A 22,422-nucleotide genomic window follows, 5' to 3' on the forward strand; every position below is an offset into this window, starting at 1 on the left:
TCAAGTGTTTTATTTCGGTGCGGCCACGGTGACCAGTGCAGGGCGTAACACGCGCTCGGCAATCAAGTAGCCTTTTTGCAGCACGGCAACCACGGTGTTGGCCTCTTGCGTGGATTCGGGTGGCACGGGCACCACGCTGATGGCTTGGTGTTGCGCGGGGTCAAATTTGGTGCCAGCGGCTGGGTCGATGGCGACGATTTTGTTGCGCTCCATGGCGCTTTTGAGCTGACGCAGCGTGGCTTCAGCGCCTTCACGAATTTGTTCGGGTGTGGCAGTTTGCACGGCCAAGCCGGCCTCTAAGCTGTCAAGCACGGGCAGCAAGCTGTCGGCAAAGCTCTCGAGAGCAAATTTGCGGGCTTTGGAGACTTCGTCATCCGCACGACGGCGGGCGTTTTGCACATCGGCTTGGCCGCGCACGAATTGGTCTTGCAATTCAGCAGCTTTGGCTTGCAAAGCAGCAATTTCGGCGTGAGCGGCGGCCAGTGGGTCGAGCGCCGCTGGGGCTTCAGCCGATGCTGGCGCTTGTGCGGCAGGCGCCATGCCTGCCATGTGGGCGGCCAAATGGTCAGCGGCAGAGGGCGCGGCTGCGCTGTCTTTGTTTTCTGTAGGTTCTGACATGCTGTGTAGGGCGGGTGTGAATGAGGTGCAGCAGAGCTGAGGCCATCCAACCCTTTTTCAAGAGGGGTTTTGTAAAAAATTTGAACAAGAAAAACAAAGCGGGGTCTAGCCCCGCTGTGACTTGGCAGCCCAACAGGGCTACCGTGGCGCTTGTTTATTCGACGCCAAGCAGCTCGACGTCAAACTTCAGGGTGGCATTGGGTGGAATTACGCCACCCGCACCGCGCGCGCCGTAGCCCAGCTCTGGCGGGATGATGAGGGTGCGTTGGCCACCAATCTTCATGCCTTGTACGCCTTCGTCCCAGCCTTTGATGACCATGCCTGCGCCCAGCGCGAAGTCAAACGCGTCATGGCGGTCACGGCTGGAATCAAACTTAGCACCTTGCTCGCCGTCTTGGTAAAGCCAGCCGGTGTAGTGCACGCTCACATGCTGACCAGCGGCGGCTTGTGCGCCGTCGCCCACCACGTTGTCGATGTATTGCAGGCCGGAAGGGGTTGTGTTCATGGCAAATCCTTGATGTGGTCGATTAAATAACTTGCCCAAGATTCTACCCAGTGACAGGGTCTGGCCATGCAGGCGGATGGCGCTGGTAGGCGTCATGCATGAGAATCTGGGCTTGCTTCATTTCTTTCCTGTTTGGAGATCTCTGTTATGTCAACACGTCGCTTCTTCGTTTCTTATGTGGCCACCGCTTGTCTGTTGATGTTTGGCGCGGCCAGTGTGCAGGCGCAAAGCTACCCCACAAAACCTCTGCGCATCGTTGTGCCCTTTGGCGCGGGCGGCGTGGCTGACTTGACGGTACGCACCGTTGCGCAAAAAATGTCTGAGGGCTTGGGCCAATCGGTGGTCATCGAGAACCGCCCTGGCGCTGGCGGCATTGTGGCCGCCGAGATGGTGGCCAAGTCTGAGCCCGATGGCTACACCTTGCTGTTGATGTCGAATGCCAACGCGGTGAGTGCCGGCTTGTTCAAGTCGCTGCCTTTTGACCCCGTGAAAGACTTCACGCCCGTCGCCTTGATGGGCACCTTTGACTTGGCCATCGTCACCAGCGCCGAGTCGCGTTTTCAAACCTTGCCCGAGTTGCTGACATGGGCCAGAGCCAATCCTGGCAAGCTCAACATGGGCAGCATCAACATCGGCAGCACCCAGCATTTGACGGCCGAGCTCTTCAAGTCGGTGGCAGGTTTGGATGCGCAGGTGGTGCCTTTCAATGGCACACCTGCGGTCATCACGGCCTTGCGTGGCGGCCAAATTGATGTGGCGGTGGAGGTCCTCAGCCCGGTGTTGCCGCAAATAAAAGGCGGTGTCATGCGTGCCTTGGCCGTGACAGGCCCCCAACGCAACGCCGCGTTGCCGCAAGTGCCCACGGCCAAAGAGGGCGGCGTGCCCAATTTGGTGGCCACCTCTTGGAATGGTTTGGGCGTGCCTGCCAAAACACCGCAAGCGGTGGTGGATCGGCTGAACAAAGAGGTCAATGCAGCCTTGCAAAATCCAGGCGTGCGCCAAAAGTTGTTGGAGTTGAATGTAGAGCCTCAACTCACCACCGTGCCTCAATCGTTGGAGTGGTTGCAAACCGAAATCAAGCGCTGGGGTGATGTGATTCAACGCGCTGGGATTCAAAAACAATAAGCTGCCTTGACGTGATGCACATCAACGAATCCGAAGTTGAGGTCACTGCCATCCGTGCCCAAGGTGCGGGTGGGCAACACGTCAACAAGGTGTCCAGCGCCATTCATTTGCGCTTCGATATTTGGGCGTCCTCGCTGCCTGAGGATGTGAAAGAACGCTTGCTGTGTTTGTCAGACCACCGCATCACCCAAGAGGGCGTGGTGGTCATCAAGTCGCAAGAGCACCGCAGCCAAGACATGAACCGAATCGAGGCATTTGCGCGTTTGCATGATTTGGTCAAAAGCGTGGCCAAGCCGCCCAAAAAACGCAAACCGACCAAGCCCACGTATGCCTCTCAGTTGCGACGCTTGGACAGCAAGAAAAAGGCCTCGGCGATCAAGTCAAACCGAGCTCGGGTGCTTTAGCCCCGTTGCCTGCCGTGATGTTTTAACTTGGCAATGGCGCCAATTCTTGCAACCATTTTTGTGCAGGCAAAGACCAGCGAGTTTGAATCATCTGCGCCTGCAACAGCAAGGCGCGCTTGTCCCATGCGCGCGGTGTGCGAAACGCCAACACAATGGTGTTGCCCGCCGAAGTGGGCTTGAAGGCCCACATGGCTTCTTGGCCAAATGCTTTGGCGATGCGTTGCACGCTGGTTTCTAAGCGCGAATGGCGGCCATACACATTGACGGTCATGCAGCCTTGGGCTGTGAGCAGTTTGTGGCAATCGGCATAAAAAGCTTCGCTGTCCAGCGCAGGGCAGGCGGCCTCTTGGTCATACAGGTCAACTTGCAGTGCATCGATTTTTCCGTGCCATGTGTTGTTGCTGGCAATGTCAGCAGCGTCTGCCAAAAGCACTTGTAAGTTGGCGTTGTTTGGGGGCAGATGAAACCAGCGCCTGCAGGTGTCAATCACTTGCGGGTTGAGCTCCACGGCGATGGTGGGCATGCCCAATCGCAGGTGACAAAACTTGGTCAGCGATGCAGCACCCAAGCCAAGCTGCATCGCTTGCAAGCGTTGGACTTGATCCAAGTCGGCCACCAGCAACCAGGCCATCATGCGCTGCACGTATTCGAGGTGGATTTCGTGAGGCTGGCTGATCTTCATCGAACCTTGAACCCAAGGGGTGCCCAAGTGTAAAAACCGCATGTCGCCATAGTCTGCAAAAGTCACAGCGGGCAAGTGACCTGCTTGCTGTTTTTGCCCGCTGAATTGAAGGGCTTGTTTTTTTGCCAACTGCACGCCCACAAAAACTGCTGCCAAGCATCCCATCACGGCGTAAATCAGGTCGGCTAGCTCAAAAGAAGCGGCCCAATCTGGCGAAATGATGTTTGCTAAATCCATGTTCAAAATTTTAGGGTGCTCAGCCAGCTTTTCATTGATTCAAAAATAGGTCATAAAAAATACACAAAGTCATAGTACAAATGTCTTTGTCAGATTTGCAGGCGATCCCTGCGTCTGTCACGTGTGAAGTCTGAATGTTTGAAAGTTGCACATTCCACAAGGAGGTTGCCAATGGACACGTCAGTTTTTTCAATAGAGGCATTAGCCAAAGAGTTTGGCCAATCGTTGTTTGAAAGAGGATTCTCGCGTGGTGTCCTCAGGAGCCTCAAACCTCAGCAATGCAGCGGTGTACTGGAGAGTGAACATGCTGTACTTGGCTTGGTGCTCTCGGGAGAGCTCTTGATTGAACTGCCCGAATGCCTCTTGCTCAACGGGGTGGGCGACGAGTTTTTTCTTCCCCCAAACATCTTTTTCCAAGCGACAGCGGGTGAGTTAGGCGCACAGTTTTTGTTTGCCAAACGAAGCGCACTTGCCCCTGTTTGTTCAGCTTAGGTCAGGCTAGCCTCAGCGAGGAATGATGGCTATGCCTTCTCCTCGGCCACCCGCTCGAGTTTCCTGCTGAGAACCCACGACAGCACGAGGAAAACAACCAGCATCACGATGCCCAGTCCTGAGAACGCATCGCTCATGAGCTTTTCTGAGACTTGGCCAAACGCATGGCCTGCCGAGACAATGGCACCCGACCAAAGCCCTGCAGCGACGAAATTGAATGCCATGAATGTGGGCCAGGGCAGTTTCGACATGCCGTAGGCAAAACCGGCGACCCCGCGAATGCCATGCGGATAGCGATGAAACAAAATCAGCCACACATAGTAGTGATCCACCAACCGCACCACGATCTGGCTGGTGCGGTAGAGCCTTGGAAAAGGTGAAAGCCATCGGTTGCCGAAAGTGCGGCCTATCCAAAAGCGGACCGCATCCCCCAGAAAACTGCCGGCCCAGACGACCGCAACGAGGGTGCCCAAATCAAGCGCCCCTGAACTGGAGGCATATCCTGCAAACAGTGTGAGCAGCAGACTGTGCGAGGTAGCGAAGGCAAAGATCAGGCCATAGGCCTCATCACCATACAGTCGCAACAGCTCGAGAAACGAGGCTAAATCGGTGGGGTAGATCATGGATGAATACCTCTATGAATCATGGTGGACATGGCGCATGCGCATGGATGTTTATTTGGCTTGACACACCACTTGTTGTGCTTGAAGTGGGGTTTGCAGATGGGTCTGAGGCGCGTTTTGAATCCAGTGGGTGATGTCTTCTAGCGTTTCTCGGGGGCTCAGTTGGCGCGTCAGCATGTGCCAACCCTCTTTGTAAATCAAGACATCGGTTTTGTGCGTGACAGACGCAGTGCTATTCAAGTTCGTCAACCAATCGCACACCGGTTGCGGCGGAATAATTCTGTCGCGCAAACCGTACAACACCAAGGTGCGCTGTGGTGGTAATTTTGTTTGGGTTTGGGCACGCCCCATAAGTTCGGTCAAACCCGCCAAACTGCTCACGCGGGTCGCTTTGATGACCAGTGGGTCACGGCTGAGATCGCGTGCGACTTCGGGGTCGTCGGTGGGACGAATGCCTAGCGAGGGTAGACCTCGTCCAGTCAAGCTCATGTCTGGTGCGATCCAATTCATGGTGTACAGGCTCAGGCGTTGGTACAGCGGCATGCTTTGCGCGCCCCAAACCGCAGGGGCTTTGAGGATGAGTTGGTCTGCTGCAAGTCCTGGTGTCTCGCTGGCAGCCACCAGCACCACAGCGCCTCCCATGCTTTCACCGATCACGGTCAAGGTTAAATCAGGATGGCGCTCACGCAGTTGCGCGGTGATGTGGCGCAAATTCTCGACCAATGCTTGAGATCCAGGCCAAACGCCAGGCAGTGGGTTAGCACCAAAGCCGCGTTGGTCATAGGCATACACCGTGGCTTGCGTTTCAGCAACAAGGTGTTGGGCCAATCGCTCAAACGATTTGCTGTAGTCGTTAAAGCCATGCACCCCCAGCACGATGTGCTGAGGCTTGGCATGGCGCCACACCCGAGCTGCTAGTCTGGATCCATCCGGTACATTGAAGTGTGTGGATTGAGCGGGCAACAGGTTGGCTGTTGCGCTCGCGTCACCCGCCAAGGCTTGCCATGAGATGGCAGAATAAACCGTCAGCAATGCGACCCGCGCGATGGTTGACCTATACATGAGCCGCATCAAAAACATGGGTATGGCGTGCATCAGAATGTGGGCAGCATTCTTGGCACAATGAATTGGCCCTCGCCCCAAGCCTCGGTCTTCGTGATGGCGCCTTCGGCGGTGGCCAACACTGATTGCACAATGACATCGCGCGCTGCGTCCAATGACATGGCTCCTGCGATGACTTGGTCGAGTGCCACATCGATCCCATCATCCCAATCTCGCAAAGTCTGTGGATTGCCGCAGACCTTGATCGTGGGGGCCAGCTGATTGCCTGACGGGTTGAACACGCCCATCGAAAACAGCGTGACCTGAGCGCCTGCAGCCAACATGCCTGTGATGGAGCAGGGGCTGAAAAAAGGCGTGTCCATGAAATACAAGCCAGCAGCGTCTGGCGGCTCCGCAAACGAGAGGCATCCAACAAAGCGTGTGCTTCCGATCTTGCAGACAGCACCCATGGTTTTCTCGACCAAGGTGGTGAGACCGCCTTCGATATTTTCCGCCGTGGGGTTGACGCCTCGGTATTGGTCTCCGTCGCCCTCCATGCGTGCTTCTGTTTCAGCGATGCGATCAATGATGGCTTGGGCAACTGCAGGGGATACGGATTGCGCGCGGACCACTTCTTCGCCGCCGATGAATTCGGCTGTCTCTGAAACGATCACGCTTGCGCCCTGAGCGGTGGCCCAGTCGACAAAACGGCCGATGGCTGGGTTGGAGCAAACGGCGCTAGAGGCATCGGAGCCTCCGCATTCGAGGGCAAATGTCAGGGCACCAAAAGCGCAGGGCACGCGCACTTGGCCTTGCAGTGGTTGGCCCAGCTTGGCCAGATGCTGTGTCGCCAAATCGATGGCGCGTTGCACGCCTTGGCTGTCCATCACGGCCATGACCTCTATCGGCTTGCTTGCCTGCGCGAGACGCTTTTGCCAAGTGTGTGCCGCGCGCCTATCGTGACACAGCACCAAGACTGCGCCAATGTTTGGATGGTCGACGATTTGCGTCAGCACTTGGTCTTGAAGGCGTGCGTCTGCGTGTTGGAGGCCGCGTTGGAAATCGCCCTTGACCACTAGGACAGGCTGTCCGCTCTCGGCCTCATGGCGCTGCGAAGCGAGCTCGCCTATGCGGTTGCACAAGGCCACGGTGGAGACCACGGCCAGATGGTTGCGGACACCGACACGTCCCCCGCTGCGTGCATAGCCCAGAAAGGTAAGTGGTTGCAAAGGGGTGTGAGGCTCAACGGCAGTTGTGAACATGAACATGGTCTCCAGACTTGATGTCATGGGTGGCCACGCCGATCAACACGCCGTACTTCACCACAGGTTGACCCATTTGAATGGCTCGCAGGGCAACTTTGTGACCAAAGGGAATGGGGGCGGCGAGCGAGAGGCCGTCTTGGGTCAACCGCTCTTCGAGATTGAAATCTAAGAGCGTGGCGACGTTGTCATCGGGATGGACGGTGAGGCTGATGCGTGGCATGGTGTTGTGATGATAGATTGGGGTAAAAGGCTATGGAGGTCAGGCTGGCAAAGGCAGGGCCCAAGCCTTGACTGACGCCAAGTCCAGCTGCAGCCCCAGACCTGGTCCATCATTCAAGCTGACCCAGCCTTCATGGGGCGTCAAGGCGCCTGCAAGAACCTCATTGCGCAGTGGGTTGGGATTGATGTCCATCTCCAAAAGGCCTGCTTGTCCCGATGCCGCCAACAGGTGAGCCGAGGCCATCAGGCCGATTCCGCCGCCAAGGTAATGCGGGCAATAACTCACCCCGTGACGGCGCGCTTGGCGAACTACCTCGAGACAACCTGTGAAGCCCCCCCACTTGGCGAGATCGGGTTGAATTACACCCAGTCCCCATGTTTGCAATGCAGCTTCGAAGGCAGGCAGATGATTGATGTTCTCTCCTGCAGCGAGCAACAGAGGGGCGCGAGATTTCAAGGCCTGCCAGTCCGCCGCAGAGGAGTCGGCTGCCAGGGGTTCTTCGATCCAGGCAAGGCCGAACTCTTCCAGCACAGGCATGAAGGATGCGGCTTGTGTGAGCGTCCAACCTTGGTTGGCGTCGGCTGCAAGCCATTGGTCGCCCGCCGCTGCCCGAGCCTCCTTGAGGGTGTTGAAGTCCTGTTCATGGCCAAAGCCAACTTTCACTTTGAACGCACGGTGGCCAGCTTTTTGCGCACGTTCCAGCGTCTGCGCAGCGCCTTGGGGGTTGATGCCGCTGGCATAAGCCCGTACCTGCGGCGAAGAGGGTGGTGAGCTCACGCCCTGCGCCTGTGGGGAGGTCGTGTGCATCTCACTCGACAAGTTCGCGCCAGTGTTTGAGGCATGCAGCGCTTGATGCAACAACGCGTAGAGGGGTTGCCCCAGTCTTTTGGCATACAAATCCCAGATCGCCCCATCTAGTCCCGCAGCGCATTGGTCGATTGGGCCGTATTCAGCTGATTGCAGCCGCAGGATGCGCGTGTGAGCGGTCACCTGTGCGCTCAGTTGTGCAGGATTGTCCCCGCTTAACCTAGGCAGCAGCAGCGCGAACACCTCTTGGATCAGCCTGCACCTATGCAGCGCCCCGCTGTCTGGGAAGTTACACCAGACCTCGCCCCAGCCTTCAACCCCGTCCGCGTCTCTCACGCAAACCCATAATGCCCACCGCGCACGCATCGTTCCAAACGATGTGACCACAGGCTGATCGAGCGGTACCCGGTACAAGTGCGGTGTCACGGATTGCAAGCGAAAAGTGTTCATATTAGGGAAAACATTAAAATATTAAAGTTCCATCTATAGTAACATTCAACCCATACCAAAGATTAGGAGAAACGCTATCGTGGCACGTCTGCATCATCTCAGTTTCCTGCTTTTGCCGTGGATTCTGCTCATCGGGCTGTGGCAGATGGTGGCTACATCTGGCTGGGTCAACCCAGGTCTCATGCCCACGCCGTGGCAGGTCGCGTCCAAGTTGGTCGATCTGCTTTTTAACGGGCGTCTCGCCATCGACATCCTGAAGTCAACCCAGCGCGTCATATTGGGCGTATCCCTGGGTATTGCTGCGGCTGTGCCGGTGGGTTTTCTCATTGGCTGGTACAAGGGTGCACGCACTTTTTTGGATCCTCTGATTAACTTTTTTCGTGCGTTGCCGCCGATTGCGCTGATTCCTCTGGTGGTGGTGTATTTCGGCATTGATGAGCCAGCCAAGGTGGTGATCTTGTTTTACGCGAGCTTTTTTGCCGCTGTGATTGTGATGTACGAGGGCGTTTCACAGATTAGCCCGATCTTCATCAAGGTGGCGCGCACGCTCGGTGCCAACGATTGGGAGATCTTCAGCCGCGTGATTGTGCCCATGACCACCCCCCACATTCTCACATCGGTGCGCGTCGCGCTGGGCGTGGCTTGGGCGACGCTGGTCGCGTCCGAGCTCGTGGCGGCGCAGCAGGGCCTTGGCGCCTTGATTCAGAGTGCGGGGTCATTTTTTCAGCTCGACGTGATCTACGTGGGTATCGTGTGCATTGGCTCGGTCGCGCTGAGTATGGATATGGCGCTGCGAGTGCTCACGCGCCGCATGTTGCGTTGGCAAGACCGTGTGGAGGCCGCATGAACGCGCCGCGTATTCAATTTCAAAATGTCTCGGTTGACTTCCAGACTGAAACCGGGCCGCTCAGAGTGGTGGACAACCTAAGCCTTGATGTCCGCGACAACGAGTTCATCTGTGTGGTCGGCCCCTCTGGCTGCGGTAAGACGACCTTGATGAATCTTTTGGCAGGTTTTGTGCAACCCACGCAGGGGCGTGTCACGCTCGATGGCCAGCCCGTGCAGGCGCCGGGTCGCGACCGAGGCGTCATATTTCAAGAGTACGGGGTGTTTCCTTGGCTGACCGTTGAGCAGAACATCCAGTTTGGTCTGAATTTATCGGGTAGCAAGACGCCAGCCGCTGATCGGGATGAGGTGTGCCACAAATATTTACAGTTGATGGGCCTCAAGGACTTTGCCAAGGCTTTTCCCAAAACGCTCTCGGGCGGCATGCGCCAACGCCTTGCGATTGCACGTGCCTATGCAGCGCAGCCTGAATTTCTGTTGATGGACGAACCGTTTGGTGCGCTGGATGCCCAGACCCGCTCCAAGATGCAGAACCTGCTGCTGGAGGTGCTTCAGCGAGAAGGCAAGACGGTGATGATGATCACGCACTCGGTGGATGAGGCCGTCTACCTTGCCTCGCGCATTGTGGTGGTGACCGCGCGCCCGTCTCGCATCAAAGAAATCATCGACGTGCCATTTGCTTACCCGCGCCAAGATGACCTGCATGAATCGCCCGAATTCATCGCCATCAAGGCGCATGTTCGGGACCTCGTGATGGCGGAATATGAGGCTCAGCAAAAGTTGGGCGCCGCCGCCGGATAAATTTTTCAACCACGCCACCTGAGCCAACCCACCAAGGAGACTTTCATGGACAAAAACTTCCAACCCAATCGCCGCCAAGTTGTGATGAGCCTGGCCGCCGCCGGCCTGACCACGATGGGGGCCCCGGCTATCGCGCAGCAACGCACCAAAATTCGAATTGGTTATGTCGACACCTTAGCCGTGACTGGGCAGCTTTGGACGGGTATGCACCGGGGCCACTGGGCCGCGGAGGGCATCGAGTTCGATCCGGTCAAATTCAACACGGGTCTGGAATTGTTCAACGCCATGATTGGCGGCAGCTTGGACATGCTCTCCACTGGCGCGGTGATCTCCAACTTTCCGGCACGCGGACAAGGCAAGGCATTCCTCATTAACAACATTGAGTTCGCAACCGCGCAGTTGTGGATTCGCGAGGACCAGGGCGTCAAGACTTGGGCTGACCTCAAGGGCAAGAAGATTGCAACCACATTGGGCACGACCGCCCACGTGTTTCTAGACGCCGCGCTGCGTGCCAATGGTCTAGATCCCGCCAAGGACGTGGAGTTGGTCAATCAAGGCATGCCAGTGGCTGTGACGTCCTTTATCTCCGGTGCAGTGCCAGCGGTGGCGCTGTGGGTGCCCTTCAATATGCAGGTGAAGGCACGCGTGCCAGGTGCGAAGATGTTGGTCGATGCCTCCGCCTACTTCCCCAAGTCTGCCATCGTGGGTGGCTGGGCCGCCCGCAACGATTACTTCGAAAAGAACCGTGCAGTCGTGGCCAAAGTGGTCAAGGGCTGGGCCGCGGCCAATGACGACTTGATCAAGAACTCGGCTGCCATCTTGCCTACCATTCAGGCGCAAAACTATGCGCAGGTGCCGCTGGTGGAGTTGCAAGAGCAGTTCAAAGCGTCCAAGTACCACACCGCCTCTGAGTGGCGCAAGTTGTATCAGGACGGTACGGCGCAAGAATGGTTGCAACAGGTCACCGATTTTTATACGCGGTTTGGGGGCATTCAAAACCCTGTGCCGTCCAAAACATACTTCGACACCAGCCTGCTGCTTGATAACGTCAAAGGCTGATCGATGTCAAACATCACCGGCAATTGGGATCATATTGTGGTTGGCGCGGGTTCGGCTGGCTGCGTGGTGGCTAACCGGCTGCTTCGCGCGGGTCGGCGTGTGCTGATGCTGGAGGCGGGCGGTGCCGATCGCTCCTTGTGGCTCAAGCTGCCGGTGGGTTACTTCCGAACCATCTTTGACGAGCGCTTCGCCCGTCAGTTTCAAGTGCAGCCGCAGCCTGAGAGCGGCAACCGCCCCATCATCTGGCCACGCGGTCGCATCTTGGGTGGTTCGAGCTCGATCAACGGGCTGATCTACATCCGCGGGCAACACGCCGATTACGATGGCTGGGAGCGCTTGGGCGCAAAGGGTTGGTCCTACGCTGATGTGCTGCCATTTTTTCGCAAATCAGAGGCGTTCGCTGGTCAAGCCAATCACTACCATGGCACGCAAGGCGAGTTGGGCGTATCCGAGCTACAAAACGATGACCCGAGTTGCCAGGCATGGTTGGATGCGGCGCAAGAATACGGGCTGCCTTTCAACCCAGACTTCAATGGTGAGACCGACTACGGGGTGGGCCGCTACCAATTGTCCATCAAGGGCCGGTGGCGATCCAGCACAGCGGCGGCCTTCTTGCGGCCTGTGGAACACCACTCAGGTTTGACGATAGCGACGGGGGTACTGGTCTCGCGCGTGTTGATCGAGCAAGGCCGTGCAGTTGGCGTGGTGTGCCGTCAAGATGGGCAAGAGCAAACCTTTCGCTGCGACGGCGATGTGATCCTGTGTGCCGGTTCGCTCCAAAGCCCTCAGCTTTTGCAACTCTCTGGCGTGGGTCCAGCTGATCACTTGCGCGCATTGGGCATTCCTGTGGTGCACGACGCGCCTGAGGTGGGTGAGAATCTGCAAGATCACTACCAAGCCCGCACCATCGTGCGCCTCAAAGATCGCATTTCACTCAATAACCAAGTACGCAGCCCCATAGGTCTGGCGCGTATGGGGCTGCAATGGTTGTTTGATGCGCGTGGCCCGTTGACGGTGGGCGCAGGGCAGGTGGGGGGTTTCGCCCGCACCTCGAATGCCCAAGACGGTCGCGCCGACATTCAGTTCAATGTGATGCCGTTGTCAGTTGACAAACCGGGCACGCCTTTGCACGAATACCCGGGCTTCACCGTCTCGGTGTGCCAATGTCGTCCGATGTCCAGGGGTTCGCTTCGTATACAAAGTGCGGATCCGCAGCAAGCGCCGACCATTGTGTCCAATTACTTGAAAGAATCGCTCGATGTCCGAACCCTGGTGGAGGGTCTGGGCATGTGTCGTGAGATTTACCAGCAAAAGAGTTTTGCCCATCTCTGGGTCGAGGAGAAGCTGCCAGGCCCGAGCGACTTGGAGGCCTTCGCGCGCAACTTCGGCAGCACCGTGTTTCATCCAACCAGCACCTGCCGCATGGGAGATGACGACCTTGCGGTAGTCGACCCAGAACTGAGGGTTCACGGTGTAGAGGGTCTGCGTGTGATGGATGCCTCGGTCATGCCGCGCGTGGTGTCGGCCAACACAAATGCTGCGACCATCATGATCGGCGAAAAGGGGGTCGCCATGCTGCTGCAGGACGCCGTTTAAACACATCCCCCCATGCGCCATTGATTCCTTGTTGGCGATATTTTTTTACCTTTTCAGCGACCCCTGACCCATGACTGACTATCCTGACATTCAGCTTTATATCAACGGACACTGGCGAGAGGGTGCTGGCGCGCGCCAGCTGCCTGTGCACAACCCCGCCACTGGCAAAGTACTGGGTCAGGTGGCATGCGCCGAGACCGCCGATCTGGCCGAGGCGGCCGATGCTGCCGAGCGTGGCTTTGCCCGTTGGCGAATCACCAGTGCGTTTGAACGCTACAAAATCTTGCGCAAAGCCGCGCAGTTGTTACGCGAGCGGCTTGAGCACGTGGCTAGGCTGATGACTCAGGAGCAGGGCAAACCTTTGGCAGAGGCGCGGATGGAAATTCTGGCCGCTGCAGACACCATCGACTGGTTTGCCGAAGAGGGGCGACGGGCTTATGGCAGGGTGATCCCCCCACGCCAGCAAGACGTCTACCAATTGGTCATCCAAGAGCCCGTGGGGCCCGTGGCTGCTTTTACACCTTGGAACTTTCCAATCAATCAAATCGTGCGCAAGCTGTCTGCAGCTTTGGCGGCGGGGTGTTCCATCATTGTCAAGGCACCCGAAGAAACGCCAGCCTCACCAGCCGAGTTGATTCGTGTTTTTATTGATGCTGGTGTGCCCGATGGCGTTGTCAATCTGGTTTACGGAGACCCTGCTCACATTTCGTCTTTCTTAATCGCACACCCGGTGATTCGAAAAATATCGTTTACCGGCTCTACGCCAGTGGGAAAGCAACTTGCAGCCTTAGCGGGCGAACATATGAAGCGCATGACCATGGAACTTGGCGGCCATGCACCGGTGATCATTTTTAACGATGCCGATGTGGCGCTGGCGGCCAAAACGATGCTGGCAGGAAAGTTTCGCAATGCGGGCCAGGTGTGCGTCTCTCCCACGCGTTTTTTGGTGCAAGAAGGCGTCTACCAAGCATTCGTCGAGCAGTTTGTGGCACAAGCCCGAAGCTTGCAATTGGGCAACGGACTCGATGCGGCCACCACCATGGGGCCTTTGGCCAACCCACGACGGCTCAGCGCAATGAACAGCCTGACGGCTGATGCGCAAACCCACCATGCCAAGCTCCAGCTAGGTGGCAAAGCGCTGGACGGTGCAGGTCATTTCTTTGCTCCTACGGTGCTGACCGAAGTACCGCCTGAGGCCCGGCTGATGAACGAAGAACCTTTTGGTCCGATCGCGCTGATCAACCCCTTTGCCACCTTTGATGATGCGGTGCGCGAAGCCAATCGCCTGCCCGTCGGCCTAGCCGCCTATGCATGGACCCGCTCTGCCCGCACAGCCCAGCAAATCGGTGGCGCCGTGCAAGCCGGCATGGTCAGCATCAACCATCTGGGCTTGGGCATGCCAGAAACACCTTTTGGCGGCGTCAAAGACTCAGGCTACGGCTCGGAAGGTGGCACCGAGGCGCTGCAGGCTTATCTGAACCCAAAGTTCATTTCGCAAGCCGGCTTGTTGTAGCGGATGAGATGGCCTCATCCACCCGTTGAGGCCGTTCTAATTCAGCCGTTCTAATTTGCGCCTGTCGCGTGTGCGAGGGCTTCACTTGTTGAGATCGGGTTGCACAGGCTCGACGAAAGGAAAGCGCGCACGCGCTTTCACCGCAGTCGGCCCAGCAGTCCCCGAGCCGCGTATGAATCGCTGACTTTGATCCACAAAGGGTTGGTAGGCCCAGTTGGACTTGGCCTCGGACCGGTTGGCAATTTCTGCCAAAAACAAGCGCTCTTGCTGGCTGGCCAAAATTTGCGCATGCACGGTGGGCGGATCCCAATCCTGCACCAATCGGGCATGCAGGGTTTGCTCGGTTTGTGTGTGTGCAGTTTGCCCGGCTAGGTTGTCGAGTTCGTCGGGATCGTTGTCTAGGTTGAACAGCAAAGGCGCTAGGCCGTGCGTGAAGATGTATTTCCAAGGGCCCATGCGCACCATGCGCGAGGGGGCCATCACGCCTTCGGAACTGTATTCCGACACCACGCAGCGTTGTGGCTCGGCTGCGCCTTGCAGCAAGCCCAAAAGGCTTTGCCCATGCAAAGGGCCGACTGCGGGGGGCGGCTGCCCCTCATGGGCGAGGTCGCGCAAGGTCGGTAGCAGATCCACTAGCGAAACATGTTCACTCACCCGCGCAGGCGCAAAGCGCTTGGGCATGGAGACAATCAGCGGCACACGCACCGAGGACTCGAAAAAGCATTGTTTGAACCACATGCCGCGTTCGCCCAGCATCTCACCATGGTCAGCGCAAAACACCACCACGGTGTTGTCTTGTAAGCCGGTCTCTTCCAACACATTCAGGATGCGGCCAATTTTTTCATCCACATAACTCACCATGCCATAGTAGGCATGGCGCGCGCGGCGAACCTGCGCTTCGGACACGCTGTACAGATCTTGCGCATGGGCCACATACAGCCACTGGCTGTGGACGTCCAGCGCTTCATAGGGGATAGGGGGCACACGCGGCGCGTCTATGTCCTCTTCGCGGTACAAGTCCCAAAAGCGCTGCGGTGCCACAAATGGCGGATGTGGGTGGGTGTAAGAGACCGTCAGGAAAAACGGTTTGTCACTTGGTGACCGCGCCAAGTCGTAGAGGCACTGCGCGCCTTTGTATTCCACTTCGTCGTCGTAGTCAATTTGCATGCTGCGCACACAGGGGCCCGCCTCCAGCACCGGGCGCATGCTCACGCCGGTGGGTCGGTAGGCGGGGCCTTTGCGCCAGTCGGGCGTCCAGGCAAAGTCGGCGGGGTAAATGTCGGTGGTCAAGCGTTCATCAAAACCATGCAACTGATCTGCACCAATGAAATGCATCTTGCCGCACAAGATCGTGCGGTAACCCGCATGCTGCAGGTAATGCGCCACGGTCGGTGTGGCGGAGGGAAATTCGGCCGCGTTGTCATACGCGCCCACGGCGTGGGGCAAGCGCCCGGTGAGCATGGACACGCGTGAGGGTGCGCAGATCGGGAAATTGCAGTAGGCGCTGTCAAACACCACGCCTTGGGCGGCCAAGCGGCTTAAATGCGGGGTCTGAACCAGCGGGTGCCCGTGAAAGGGCAAGGTGGGGACGGCCAATTGATCGGCCATGACCAGCAAGATATTGGGTTGAACGTGATTCATCGCTGCAATGGGGCAAGGCGACTTAATCGGGCTTGATGTCTGCTGCTTTGACCACTTTGATCCATTGCCCCAGCTCTTGATTGAAAAATGCCTCAAACGCTTCTGGCTTGCCCGGTTTTGCGCTTTGCATACCGATGTTGGCCATGGCAAGACCAAAGTCCTCTTGCATCAGCACTTTGTTGATTTCGCCCACCAATTTGTCAACCACCACCACTGGCGTTCCCTTGGGAGCCAAAAGTCCGAGCCATTGCTCGACTTCAAAATCTTTCATGCCAGCCTCTGCCATGGTGGGCACCTGCGGCAGGCCAGGCATGCGTTGCGGGCTGGTGACTGCCAGTGCACGCAACTTGCCTGCTTTGATCTGAGGCAAAGCCACCGCGGCATTGGCAAACTGGTAGTCGATGCGACCGGCTATTTGGTCGTTGATGGCCGCAGGCGCACCTGTGTAGGGAATATGGACGACAAATAAATTGAGCCTGGACTTCAATAATTCGCCGGTCAAGTGCGCGGGCGATCCAAGGCCCGCAGACGCATAGCTCAACTTGCCAGGATTGGCGCGTGCGACCGTGATCAAGTCTTGCAAGGAGTTGATCTTGCTGCCTGTGTGGACCACCAGCACTTGCGGGCCGGAGGCCACCACTGCCACGCGTTCCAAATCCTTCACTGCGTCAAAGCTCATAGGGGCTCGCATGGCTGTGGCAATCGTCAAAGCGCTGGTGGTAAACAGCAGGGTGTAGCCGTCCGCACTGGCTTTGGCCACTTGGTCGGCTCCGATATTGCCGCCTGCACCGAGCTTGTTTTCTACCGTAAAAGGCTGCCCCAGGGTGTTTTGTAATCGGGTGCTGAGTTGGCGCGCCGCAACATCTACGAGACCACCAGCAGGCCACGGTACGACCACACGCACTGGTTTATTTGGATAGCTTTGGGCCTGTGCCCAGGGCAGGCAAAGCACAAACATGCCGCTGGCGAGCAGCAAGGTGTTCAGTGCGCGACGTCCGGTAGATGCGTTTTTATACATGGAAGCGTCCTTCGTGTGGATTGAAAAAGTTTTCTACAGCGTGAGCTGCATTTCGAATTGGATGAAATCACCGCGGTAGGTAATTTGCCCAAGGTACAACACGGTGCCGTCAGGCGCCAAGCAAAGACGTCGAACTTCTGCAACTGGCGATCCAACCGCGACTGCAAGCAGGTGCGCGATTTCTAAATCGGCCGTGGAAATACGCAAAGTCTGGCGGGCTGAAGCGATCGTCACTTTTGGCAAATCCACCATGACCGGAATAACCGTTTCTTGGCGAAAGCGCTTGGGGGCTTGGCGAAAGACGCGCTGGTCAATGTAGAGCGAGGCGGCGCAATAGGCCTGACCATCCCGCGAATGAACACGGCGCATATGGTGGTAAGCGGGCGCAGCGCTGCCGTCCATGGCACTGAGCGGCGGTTGCACGCCAGACTCTTCCAAAAGCGTCAAATCAGGCTTGTCGTTGCGGTATGCATCCGCTAAGCCACTCAAGGAGGTCTCGAGTGTCAGGGAGTGTTCGGTGTGAATTTGATCGGTCACAAAGGTACCCCGCCCGCGCTGCGGCAGCAACAGGCCTTCGCGGGTCAGAATGTCTATGGCCTGGCGAACCGTGATGCGAGCGACCTGAAATTCCGCCACCAAGGCTTCCAGCGACGGAACTTTAGCGCCCGGCCCCCACAGACCACGCCGAACACGCTGACGCAACAAGTCGGCCAGCTGTGAATACAGTGGGACAGGGCTGTCAGGAAAGATGGGATGGGCCGAGGACTGCATAAATATCTGATAGTTCTACCTATAGTAACATGTGTTGGGCTGCACGCCCATAAACCGTCAGGCCCAAATCAGCTTGAAGTGCACGCTTGTCTTAAAGGCTGCCCAATGAAAACTATTTTTGTATTGTTTGATTCGTTGGTGCGTAATGCGCTGGAATGCTATGGCGGCAGCGACGTGGCTACCCCTCAGTTCAAACGCTTTGCACAGCGTGCGGTAACGTTTGATAACCACTACGCAGGCAGTCTGCCCTGCATGCCCGCCCGGCGTGACCTGCATACCGGACGCTTGAATTTTTTGCACCGCAGCTGGGGTGCGCTCGAGCCGTTTGACCAGTCGTTTTCTGAGCTGCTGCGTGCCCAAGGCACTTACACACACCTGATTTCAGATCACTACCACTACTGGGAAGACGGCGGGGCCACTTACCACAACCGCTATTCGTCCTGGGAGTTCATACGCGGCCAAGAGTGGGACAAATGGAAGGCCATGGTGCAGCCGCCCCTCGATCGGTTCAAGCAGATGTATCACCCGATGCAGCAGCCCGAAGGTCCCAACGATGGGCGACTGCAAACCATGGTGAACCGCGAGTACATGCAAGACGAGGCAGACTACTGCTGCCCGCGCAGCTTTCAGGCTGGCTTTGATTTTTTGGACACCAACCGGCATGCGGACAACTGGGTGCTGCACTTGGAGTGCTTTGATCCGCACGAGCCTTTTTCCGCGCCGGCCCGTTTTCGCGAGCGCTACCCCACGGGCTACAACGGCCCAATCCTGGATTGGCCGCGCTACAAACGCCATGAGGAAACCGCGCTGGAAGTTCAGGAGATGCGTGCCAACTATGCCGCCTTGCTGAGCATGTGCGACGAATACTTTGGCCGCCTACTCGATTACATGGATCGCCACGCCATGTGGGAGGACACCACCCTCATCCTCAGCACCGACCACGGCTTTTTGCTGGCCGAGCACGACTGGTGGGGAAAAAACCGCATGCCTTTTTTCAATGAAATCGCGCATATTCCGCTGCTGATTGCACACCCCGCTTTCACCGCCCAAGCGGGTCAGCGTCGTCAGACCCTCACGCAGACCACCGACTTGATGCCTACCTTGCTCGATTTGCACGGGGTCAAACCACCGGCCACAGTGGAAGGCCACTCGCTGTTGCCTGTGCTGGCGCAAGACATGCAGTTGCGTGAAGCGGCGATTTACGGCATGTTTGGCGCGGCCACCAACATCACCGACGGGCGCTACACCTATTTGCGTTACCCGCAGGACATGACGCGCCAGGATTTGTTTGAGTACACCTTGATGCCCATGCACCTCAAGTCCATGTTTGCCGTCTCTGATTTGGCCCAGGCCGAATTGGCGCGTGGCTTTAACTTCACACAAGGCGTGCCCTTGCTCAAAGTACCGGCGCGGCGCAATGCCAAAGGCCAGCCGGTCGGCCACACAGGGCAGGGAAGTGGCTATGAAGACACCACAACTGTTTTGTTCGATCTGGCAGCGGACCCGGCGCAATTGCAGCCTATCCGTGACGCGGCAGTGGAACAACGCTTGATGGCGCAGATCGGTGCCATCATGGAAAAAAATGATGCCCCAGCTGAAGCATTTTTGCGACTGGACTTACCGGTGCCACACAAGCCATAAATCGCTAGGCAGCCGTTTATGTCAAAGCTACAACCTCGTGTGCTGCCATTAATTCCAGTGCCTTGACCAAAGCGGAGTGGTCAAGTTGCCCCCACCCATTGGCCGCACAGGCTTGCATGAGTTGCGCTGCACCCGCCGTTTGAGGCAGTGACACACCCATGGATTTGGCGCCATTGAGTGCCAAGGCCAAGTCTTTTTGGTGCAAGGCGATGCGAAAGCCAGGATCAAAAGTTCGCTTGATCATGCGCTCGCCATGCACCTCCAAAATACGGCTCGAGGCAAAACCACCCATGAGTGCAGCACGTACCTTGGCTGGGTCTGCGCCTGCTTTGCTAGCAAACAACAAAGCTTCGCCTACAGCAGCAATGTTCAACGCGACGATGATTTGGTTGGCCACTTTGGTGGTTTGGCCGTCGCCATTGACACCCACGAGGGTGATGTTTTTGCCCATCAATTCAAGCAAAGGCTTCACCGTGTTGAAGGTGGCTTGTGAGCCGCCCACCATGATGGTGAGGCTGGCTGCTTTGGCGCCAACTTCGCCGCCCGAGACGGGGGCGTCTAAATATTCGCAACCCAAGGCGTTGATTTTTTGTGCAAAGGTTTTGGTCTCCATGGGGGAGATGGAACTCATATCCACCACGATTTTTCCTTGACTCAAACCTTCGGCCACACCACCTTGACCAAATAGCACAGCGTCCACATCGGGCGTATCGGGCAACATCAAAAAGATGATGTCTGCGGCGCGAGCTACATCGGCATTGGTGGCACACACATGGGCATTGGCCAACTCGACAGGTACTTTGCTGCGAGTGCGAATGAACATCTCATGCTTAGCTGCCAACAGATGTTGCGCCATGGGAGAACCCATGATGCCGAGTCCGATAAAACCGATCTTCATAAAAATTCCTATTCAATTCAGTAGCTGCCAGATGACACAGTTAACTTTGATGCGCGCATTTTGGAGATGACTTGCTGAGCCCCAGCCGCCATCAAGCGTGCATCTGAGCTCACGGTGACAAACTGAAAACCTTTGGCCAAGCGTTTTTGCGCGGACTCTGGCGTGCCGTTGTGAATGCCTGCCACCACGCCGTGTGCTTTGGCACGTGCCAAGATGTGATCCACTGCCTCAGCGGCTTTGGGGTCGAGGTCGTCAAAGGTGGGGTTGCAACCCAAGGCCAAAGACAAATCAGAGGGCCCGATGTAGATGGCGTCCAAACCCTCGACGCTGAGGATGTCATCCAAATTCTCGAGCGCTGCTGCAGTCTCAATCATGGCAAAGGTCACGATGGTGTCGTTGGCGTGCTTGGGGTAGTCAGCACCGCCATAGAGCAGGGCGCGCACGGGGCCAAAACTGCGCGTGCCTTTTGGCGCATAGTGGGTGTAGGCCACCAGTTTTTGTGCATCTTCTTTGGTGTTGACCATGGGGCAAATCACGCCGTAAGCGCCTGCATCCAATGTCTTCATCAATATCCCAGGTTCTAGCCAAGGCACCCGCACCACAGGAACAGTTTCGGTGGTGGAGATGGCTTGCAGCATGGTGACCATGGCTTGGTAGTCCACCACGCCGTGTTGTAAGTCGATGGTGAGTGAATCCCAGCCTTGGTGGGCCATTGTTTCAGCCGAAAAGCTGTTGGGGATGGCGAGCCAACCATTCACGACGGCTCCGCCGGCTTGCCAAATCTCTCTGATTTTGTTGGGGCGCATGGTGTGTGTCTTAGAAGAAAATAGTTATCGAACCATGCAAGGGCGCTTGTGATCAAACGACCAGCCGGGGATGAGGTATTGCATGGCCATGGCGTCATTGCGCGCGCCAAGGCCGTGCTGCAAATAGAGCTGATGGGCTTTTTCGACTTCCACCATGTCTAGCTCAATGCCCAGTCCTGGCTTGTTGGGAACTTCCACATGGCCATTGACGATTTGCAAAGGCTCTTTGGTGAGGCCTTGACCATCTTGCCAAATCCAATGGGTGTCAATGGCGGTGACTTTGCCTGGTGCGGCTGCGGCGACATGGGTGAACATGGCCAGTGAAACGTCGAAATGGTTGTTGGAATGTGAGCCCCATGTCAGACCCCAATCGCGGCAGGTTTGCGCCACCCGCACTGAGCCGGCCATGGTCCAAAAGTGGGGATCTGCCAAGGGAATATCCACGCTTTGCAGTGAGAGCGAATGCACCAGTTGTCGCCAATCGGTGGCCACCATGTTGGTGGCTGTGGGCAAGCCGGTTTCGCGGCGAAACTCTGCCATCACCTCGCGTCCGCTGAAACCGTCCTCTGCCCCGCAAGGGTCTTCGGCATAAGCGACGACACCGCGCATGTCGCGCATCAAACGTACCGCATCTTTGAGCAGCCAGCCGCCATTGGGGTCTAGCGTCACGCGAGCGTCTGGAAAGCGTTGGTGCAAGGCCGTGACTGCCTCAATCTCAGCCTCGCCTGCGAGCACGCCTCCTTTGAGTTTGAAGTCGTTGAAGCCGTATTTTTCGCGCGCCGCTTCGGCCAAACGCACCACCGATTCGGGAGTCATGGCTTTTTCGTTACGCAGGCGAAACCATGCGTTGTCGGCCTCGTGCTCGGTGCGATAGGGCAGGTCGGTTTGGGTGCGGTCACCGATGAAAAACAAATAGCCCAACATCTCAACCGAGCTGCGTTGCTGCCCTTCGCCCAAGAGCGCGGCCACTGGCACGTTCAAATGCTGGCCAAGCAAGTCGAGCAAGGCTGACTCCACTGCCGTCACGGCATGGATGGTGGTGCGCAAGTCAAAGGTTTGTAAGCCGCGACCACCGGTGTCACGGTCTGCAAATTTCTTTTGCATGGTGTTGAGCACCGCTTGCACATTGCCAATGCTTTGGCCCACGACCAGTTCGGTGGCATCTTCCAAAGTGGCGCGGATTTTTTCCCCACCAGGCACTTCGCCAAGACCCGTGCGGCCAGCGTTGTCGGTCAGGATGAGCAAGTTACGCGTGAAAAAGGCGCCGTGTGCGCCAGAGAGGTTCATCAACATGCTGTCATGCCCCGCAACGGGGATGACGCGCAACTGTGTGATGACGGGGGAGGTGTGAGGCATGAGGTCT

General features: G+C 57.2%; 23 protein-coding genes. 9 read left to right on the forward strand and 14 right to left on the reverse strand.

All coding sequences use genetic code 11. From position 1 onward, the window contains the following. Positions 1-9: 9 nt before the first annotated feature. The gene (gene grpE, locus V7Q41_RS03045) at positions 10-540 is read right to left on the reverse strand and encodes a nucleotide exchange factor GrpE (RefSeq protein WP_333842832.1); all 531 of its coding nucleotides are present in this window, start codon (positions 538-540) and stop codon (positions 10-12) included. Between the two features lie 232 nt (positions 541-772). Beyond that, positions 773-1,123: an FKBP-type peptidyl-prolyl cis-trans isomerase gene (locus tag V7Q41_RS03050; protein ID WP_333842626.1), complete on the reverse strand. Its 351-nt coding sequence runs from the start codon at positions 1,121-1,123 to the stop codon at positions 773-775. Positions 1,124-1,270: 147 nt separating this feature from the next. Between V7Q41_RS03050 and V7Q41_RS03055 the strand changes: the two genes are divergently transcribed. Beyond that, entirely contained in the window at positions 1,271-2,248 is a 978-nt protein-coding gene (locus V7Q41_RS03055) for a Bug family tripartite tricarboxylate transporter substrate binding protein (RefSeq protein ID WP_333842628.1), read from the forward strand. Positions 2,249-2,262: 14 nt separating this feature from the next. Further along, positions 2,263-2,652 (forward strand): alternative ribosome rescue aminoacyl-tRNA hydrolase ArfB, encoded by a 390-nt coding sequence (gene arfB, locus V7Q41_RS03060; RefSeq protein ID WP_333842630.1) that lies wholly within the window; start codon positions 2,263-2,265, stop codon positions 2,650-2,652. 22 nt (positions 2,653-2,674) lie between these two features. On the opposite strand, the gene V7Q41_RS03065 is transcribed toward arfB, so the two are convergent. Then, complete coding sequence (locus V7Q41_RS03065) at positions 2,675-3,376, reverse strand: spermidine synthase (RefSeq protein ID WP_333842834.1); 702 nt, start codon at positions 3,374-3,376, stop codon at positions 2,675-2,677. A gap of 366 nt (positions 3,377-3,742) precedes the next feature. Here V7Q41_RS03065 and V7Q41_RS03070 point away from each other — a divergent pair, with 366 nt between their 5' ends. Then, entirely contained in the window at positions 3,743-4,063 is a 321-nt protein-coding gene (locus tag V7Q41_RS03070) for a hypothetical protein (protein WP_333842633.1), read from the forward strand. Between the two features lie 29 nt (positions 4,064-4,092). Here the strand turns inward: V7Q41_RS03070 and V7Q41_RS03075 are convergent, their stop codons facing one another. The 5 genes from V7Q41_RS03075 to V7Q41_RS03095 are packed head-to-tail and all read right to left on the reverse strand — an operon-like array spanning position 4,093 to position 8,469. After that, positions 4,093-4,686, reverse strand: coding sequence for a DedA family protein (locus V7Q41_RS03075; protein ID WP_333842635.1), 594 nt, complete (start codon positions 4,684-4,686; stop codon positions 4,093-4,095). 51 nt (positions 4,687-4,737) lie between these two features. Beyond that, positions 4,738-5,748: an alpha/beta fold hydrolase gene (locus V7Q41_RS03080; RefSeq protein ID WP_333842637.1), complete on the reverse strand. Its 1,011-nt coding sequence runs from the start codon at positions 5,746-5,748 to the stop codon at positions 4,738-4,740. A gap of 32 nt (positions 5,749-5,780) precedes the next feature. Next, entirely contained in the window at positions 5,781-6,989 is a 1,209-nt protein-coding gene (locus V7Q41_RS03085; protein WP_333842640.1) for a UxaA family hydrolase, read from the reverse strand. Continuing rightward, positions 6,970-7,212 (reverse strand): UxaA family hydrolase, encoded by a 243-nt coding sequence (locus V7Q41_RS03090; protein ID WP_333842642.1) that lies wholly within the window; start codon positions 7,210-7,212, stop codon positions 6,970-6,972. The genes V7Q41_RS03085 and V7Q41_RS03090 overlap by 20 nt, the downstream gene beginning before the upstream one ends. Positions 7,213-7,251: 39 nt before the next feature. Beyond that, entirely contained in the window at positions 7,252-8,469 is a 1,218-nt protein-coding gene (locus V7Q41_RS03095) for a mandelate racemase/muconate lactonizing enzyme family protein (protein ID WP_333842645.1), read from the reverse strand. A 112-nt stretch (positions 8,470-8,581) separates the two neighbouring features. Here V7Q41_RS03095 and V7Q41_RS03100 point away from each other — a divergent pair, with 112 nt between their 5' ends. The 5 genes from V7Q41_RS03100 (at position 8,582) to V7Q41_RS03120 (ending at position 14,284) form a co-directional block, all read left to right on the forward strand. Continuing rightward, positions 8,582-9,316: an ABC transporter permease gene (locus tag V7Q41_RS03100; RefSeq protein ID WP_333842648.1), complete on the forward strand. Its 735-nt coding sequence runs from the start codon at positions 8,582-8,584 to the stop codon at positions 9,314-9,316. After that, positions 9,313-10,116 (forward strand): ABC transporter ATP-binding protein, encoded by an 804-nt coding sequence (locus V7Q41_RS03105; RefSeq protein ID WP_333842650.1) that lies wholly within the window; start codon positions 9,313-9,315, stop codon positions 10,114-10,116. The genes V7Q41_RS03100 and V7Q41_RS03105 overlap by 4 nt, the downstream gene beginning before the upstream one ends. Before the next feature lie 45 nt (positions 10,117-10,161). Continuing rightward, positions 10,162-11,175 (forward strand): ABC transporter substrate-binding protein, encoded by a 1,014-nt coding sequence (locus V7Q41_RS03110; protein WP_333842653.1) that lies wholly within the window; start codon positions 10,162-10,164, stop codon positions 11,173-11,175. A 3-nt stretch (positions 11,176-11,178) separates the two neighbouring features. After that, positions 11,179-12,771: a GMC family oxidoreductase gene (locus tag V7Q41_RS03115; RefSeq protein ID WP_333842655.1), complete on the forward strand. Its 1,593-nt coding sequence runs from the start codon at positions 11,179-11,181 to the stop codon at positions 12,769-12,771. 70 nt (positions 12,772-12,841) lie between these two features. Beyond that, positions 12,842-14,284: an NAD-dependent succinate-semialdehyde dehydrogenase gene (locus V7Q41_RS03120; RefSeq protein WP_333842658.1), complete on the forward strand. Its 1,443-nt coding sequence runs from the start codon at positions 12,842-12,844 to the stop codon at positions 14,282-14,284. Between the two features lie 81 nt (positions 14,285-14,365). Here the strand turns inward: V7Q41_RS03120 and betC are convergent, their stop codons facing one another. From betC to V7Q41_RS03135, 3 genes are read right to left on the reverse strand one after another with little or no spacing between them, the layout of a single operon-like run. After that, positions 14,366-15,925, reverse strand: coding sequence for a choline-sulfatase (betC, locus tag V7Q41_RS03125; RefSeq protein WP_333842660.1), 1,560 nt, complete (start codon positions 15,923-15,925; stop codon positions 14,366-14,368). Positions 15,926-15,947: 22 nt separating this feature from the next. Continuing rightward, on the reverse strand, positions 15,948-16,943 hold the full coding sequence (locus V7Q41_RS03130) for a Bug family tripartite tricarboxylate transporter substrate binding protein (protein WP_333842662.1): 996 nt from the start codon (positions 16,941-16,943) through the stop codon (positions 15,948-15,950). Positions 16,944-16,976: 33 nt separating this feature from the next. Further along, positions 16,977-17,714, reverse strand: coding sequence for a GntR family transcriptional regulator (locus V7Q41_RS03135; protein ID WP_333842666.1), 738 nt, complete (start codon positions 17,712-17,714; stop codon positions 16,977-16,979). 105 nt (positions 17,715-17,819) lie between these two features. On the opposite strand from V7Q41_RS03135, the gene V7Q41_RS03140 reads away from it, so the two are divergent. Then, positions 17,820-19,355, forward strand: a complete 1,536-nt coding sequence (locus V7Q41_RS03140) for a sulfatase (protein ID WP_333842669.1) — start codon at positions 17,820-17,822, stop codon at positions 19,353-19,355. 16 nt (positions 19,356-19,371) lie between these two features. Here V7Q41_RS03140 and V7Q41_RS03145 read toward each other — a convergent pair whose 3' ends face one another. From V7Q41_RS03145 to gudD, 3 genes are read right to left on the reverse strand one after another with little or no spacing between them, the layout of a single operon-like run. Beyond that, positions 19,372-20,253, reverse strand: a complete 882-nt coding sequence (locus tag V7Q41_RS03145; RefSeq protein WP_333842672.1) for a 2-hydroxy-3-oxopropionate reductase — start codon at positions 20,251-20,253, stop codon at positions 19,372-19,374. Between the two features lie 17 nt (positions 20,254-20,270). Continuing rightward, a complete protein-coding gene (locus V7Q41_RS03150) occupies positions 20,271-21,059 on the reverse strand; it encodes an HpcH/HpaI aldolase family protein (RefSeq protein WP_333842676.1) in 789 nt (262 codons plus the stop codon). 24 nt (positions 21,060-21,083) lie between these two features. Continuing rightward, positions 21,084-22,415, reverse strand: coding sequence for a glucarate dehydratase (gene gudD / locus V7Q41_RS03155; protein WP_333842836.1), 1,332 nt, complete (start codon positions 22,413-22,415; stop codon positions 21,084-21,086). Positions 22,416-22,422 lie beyond the last annotated feature (7 nt).

This window comes from Limnohabitans sp. (assembly GCF_036804465.1).
Taxonomy (GTDB): domain Bacteria; phylum Pseudomonadota; class Gammaproteobacteria; order Burkholderiales; family Burkholderiaceae_C; genus Limnohabitans.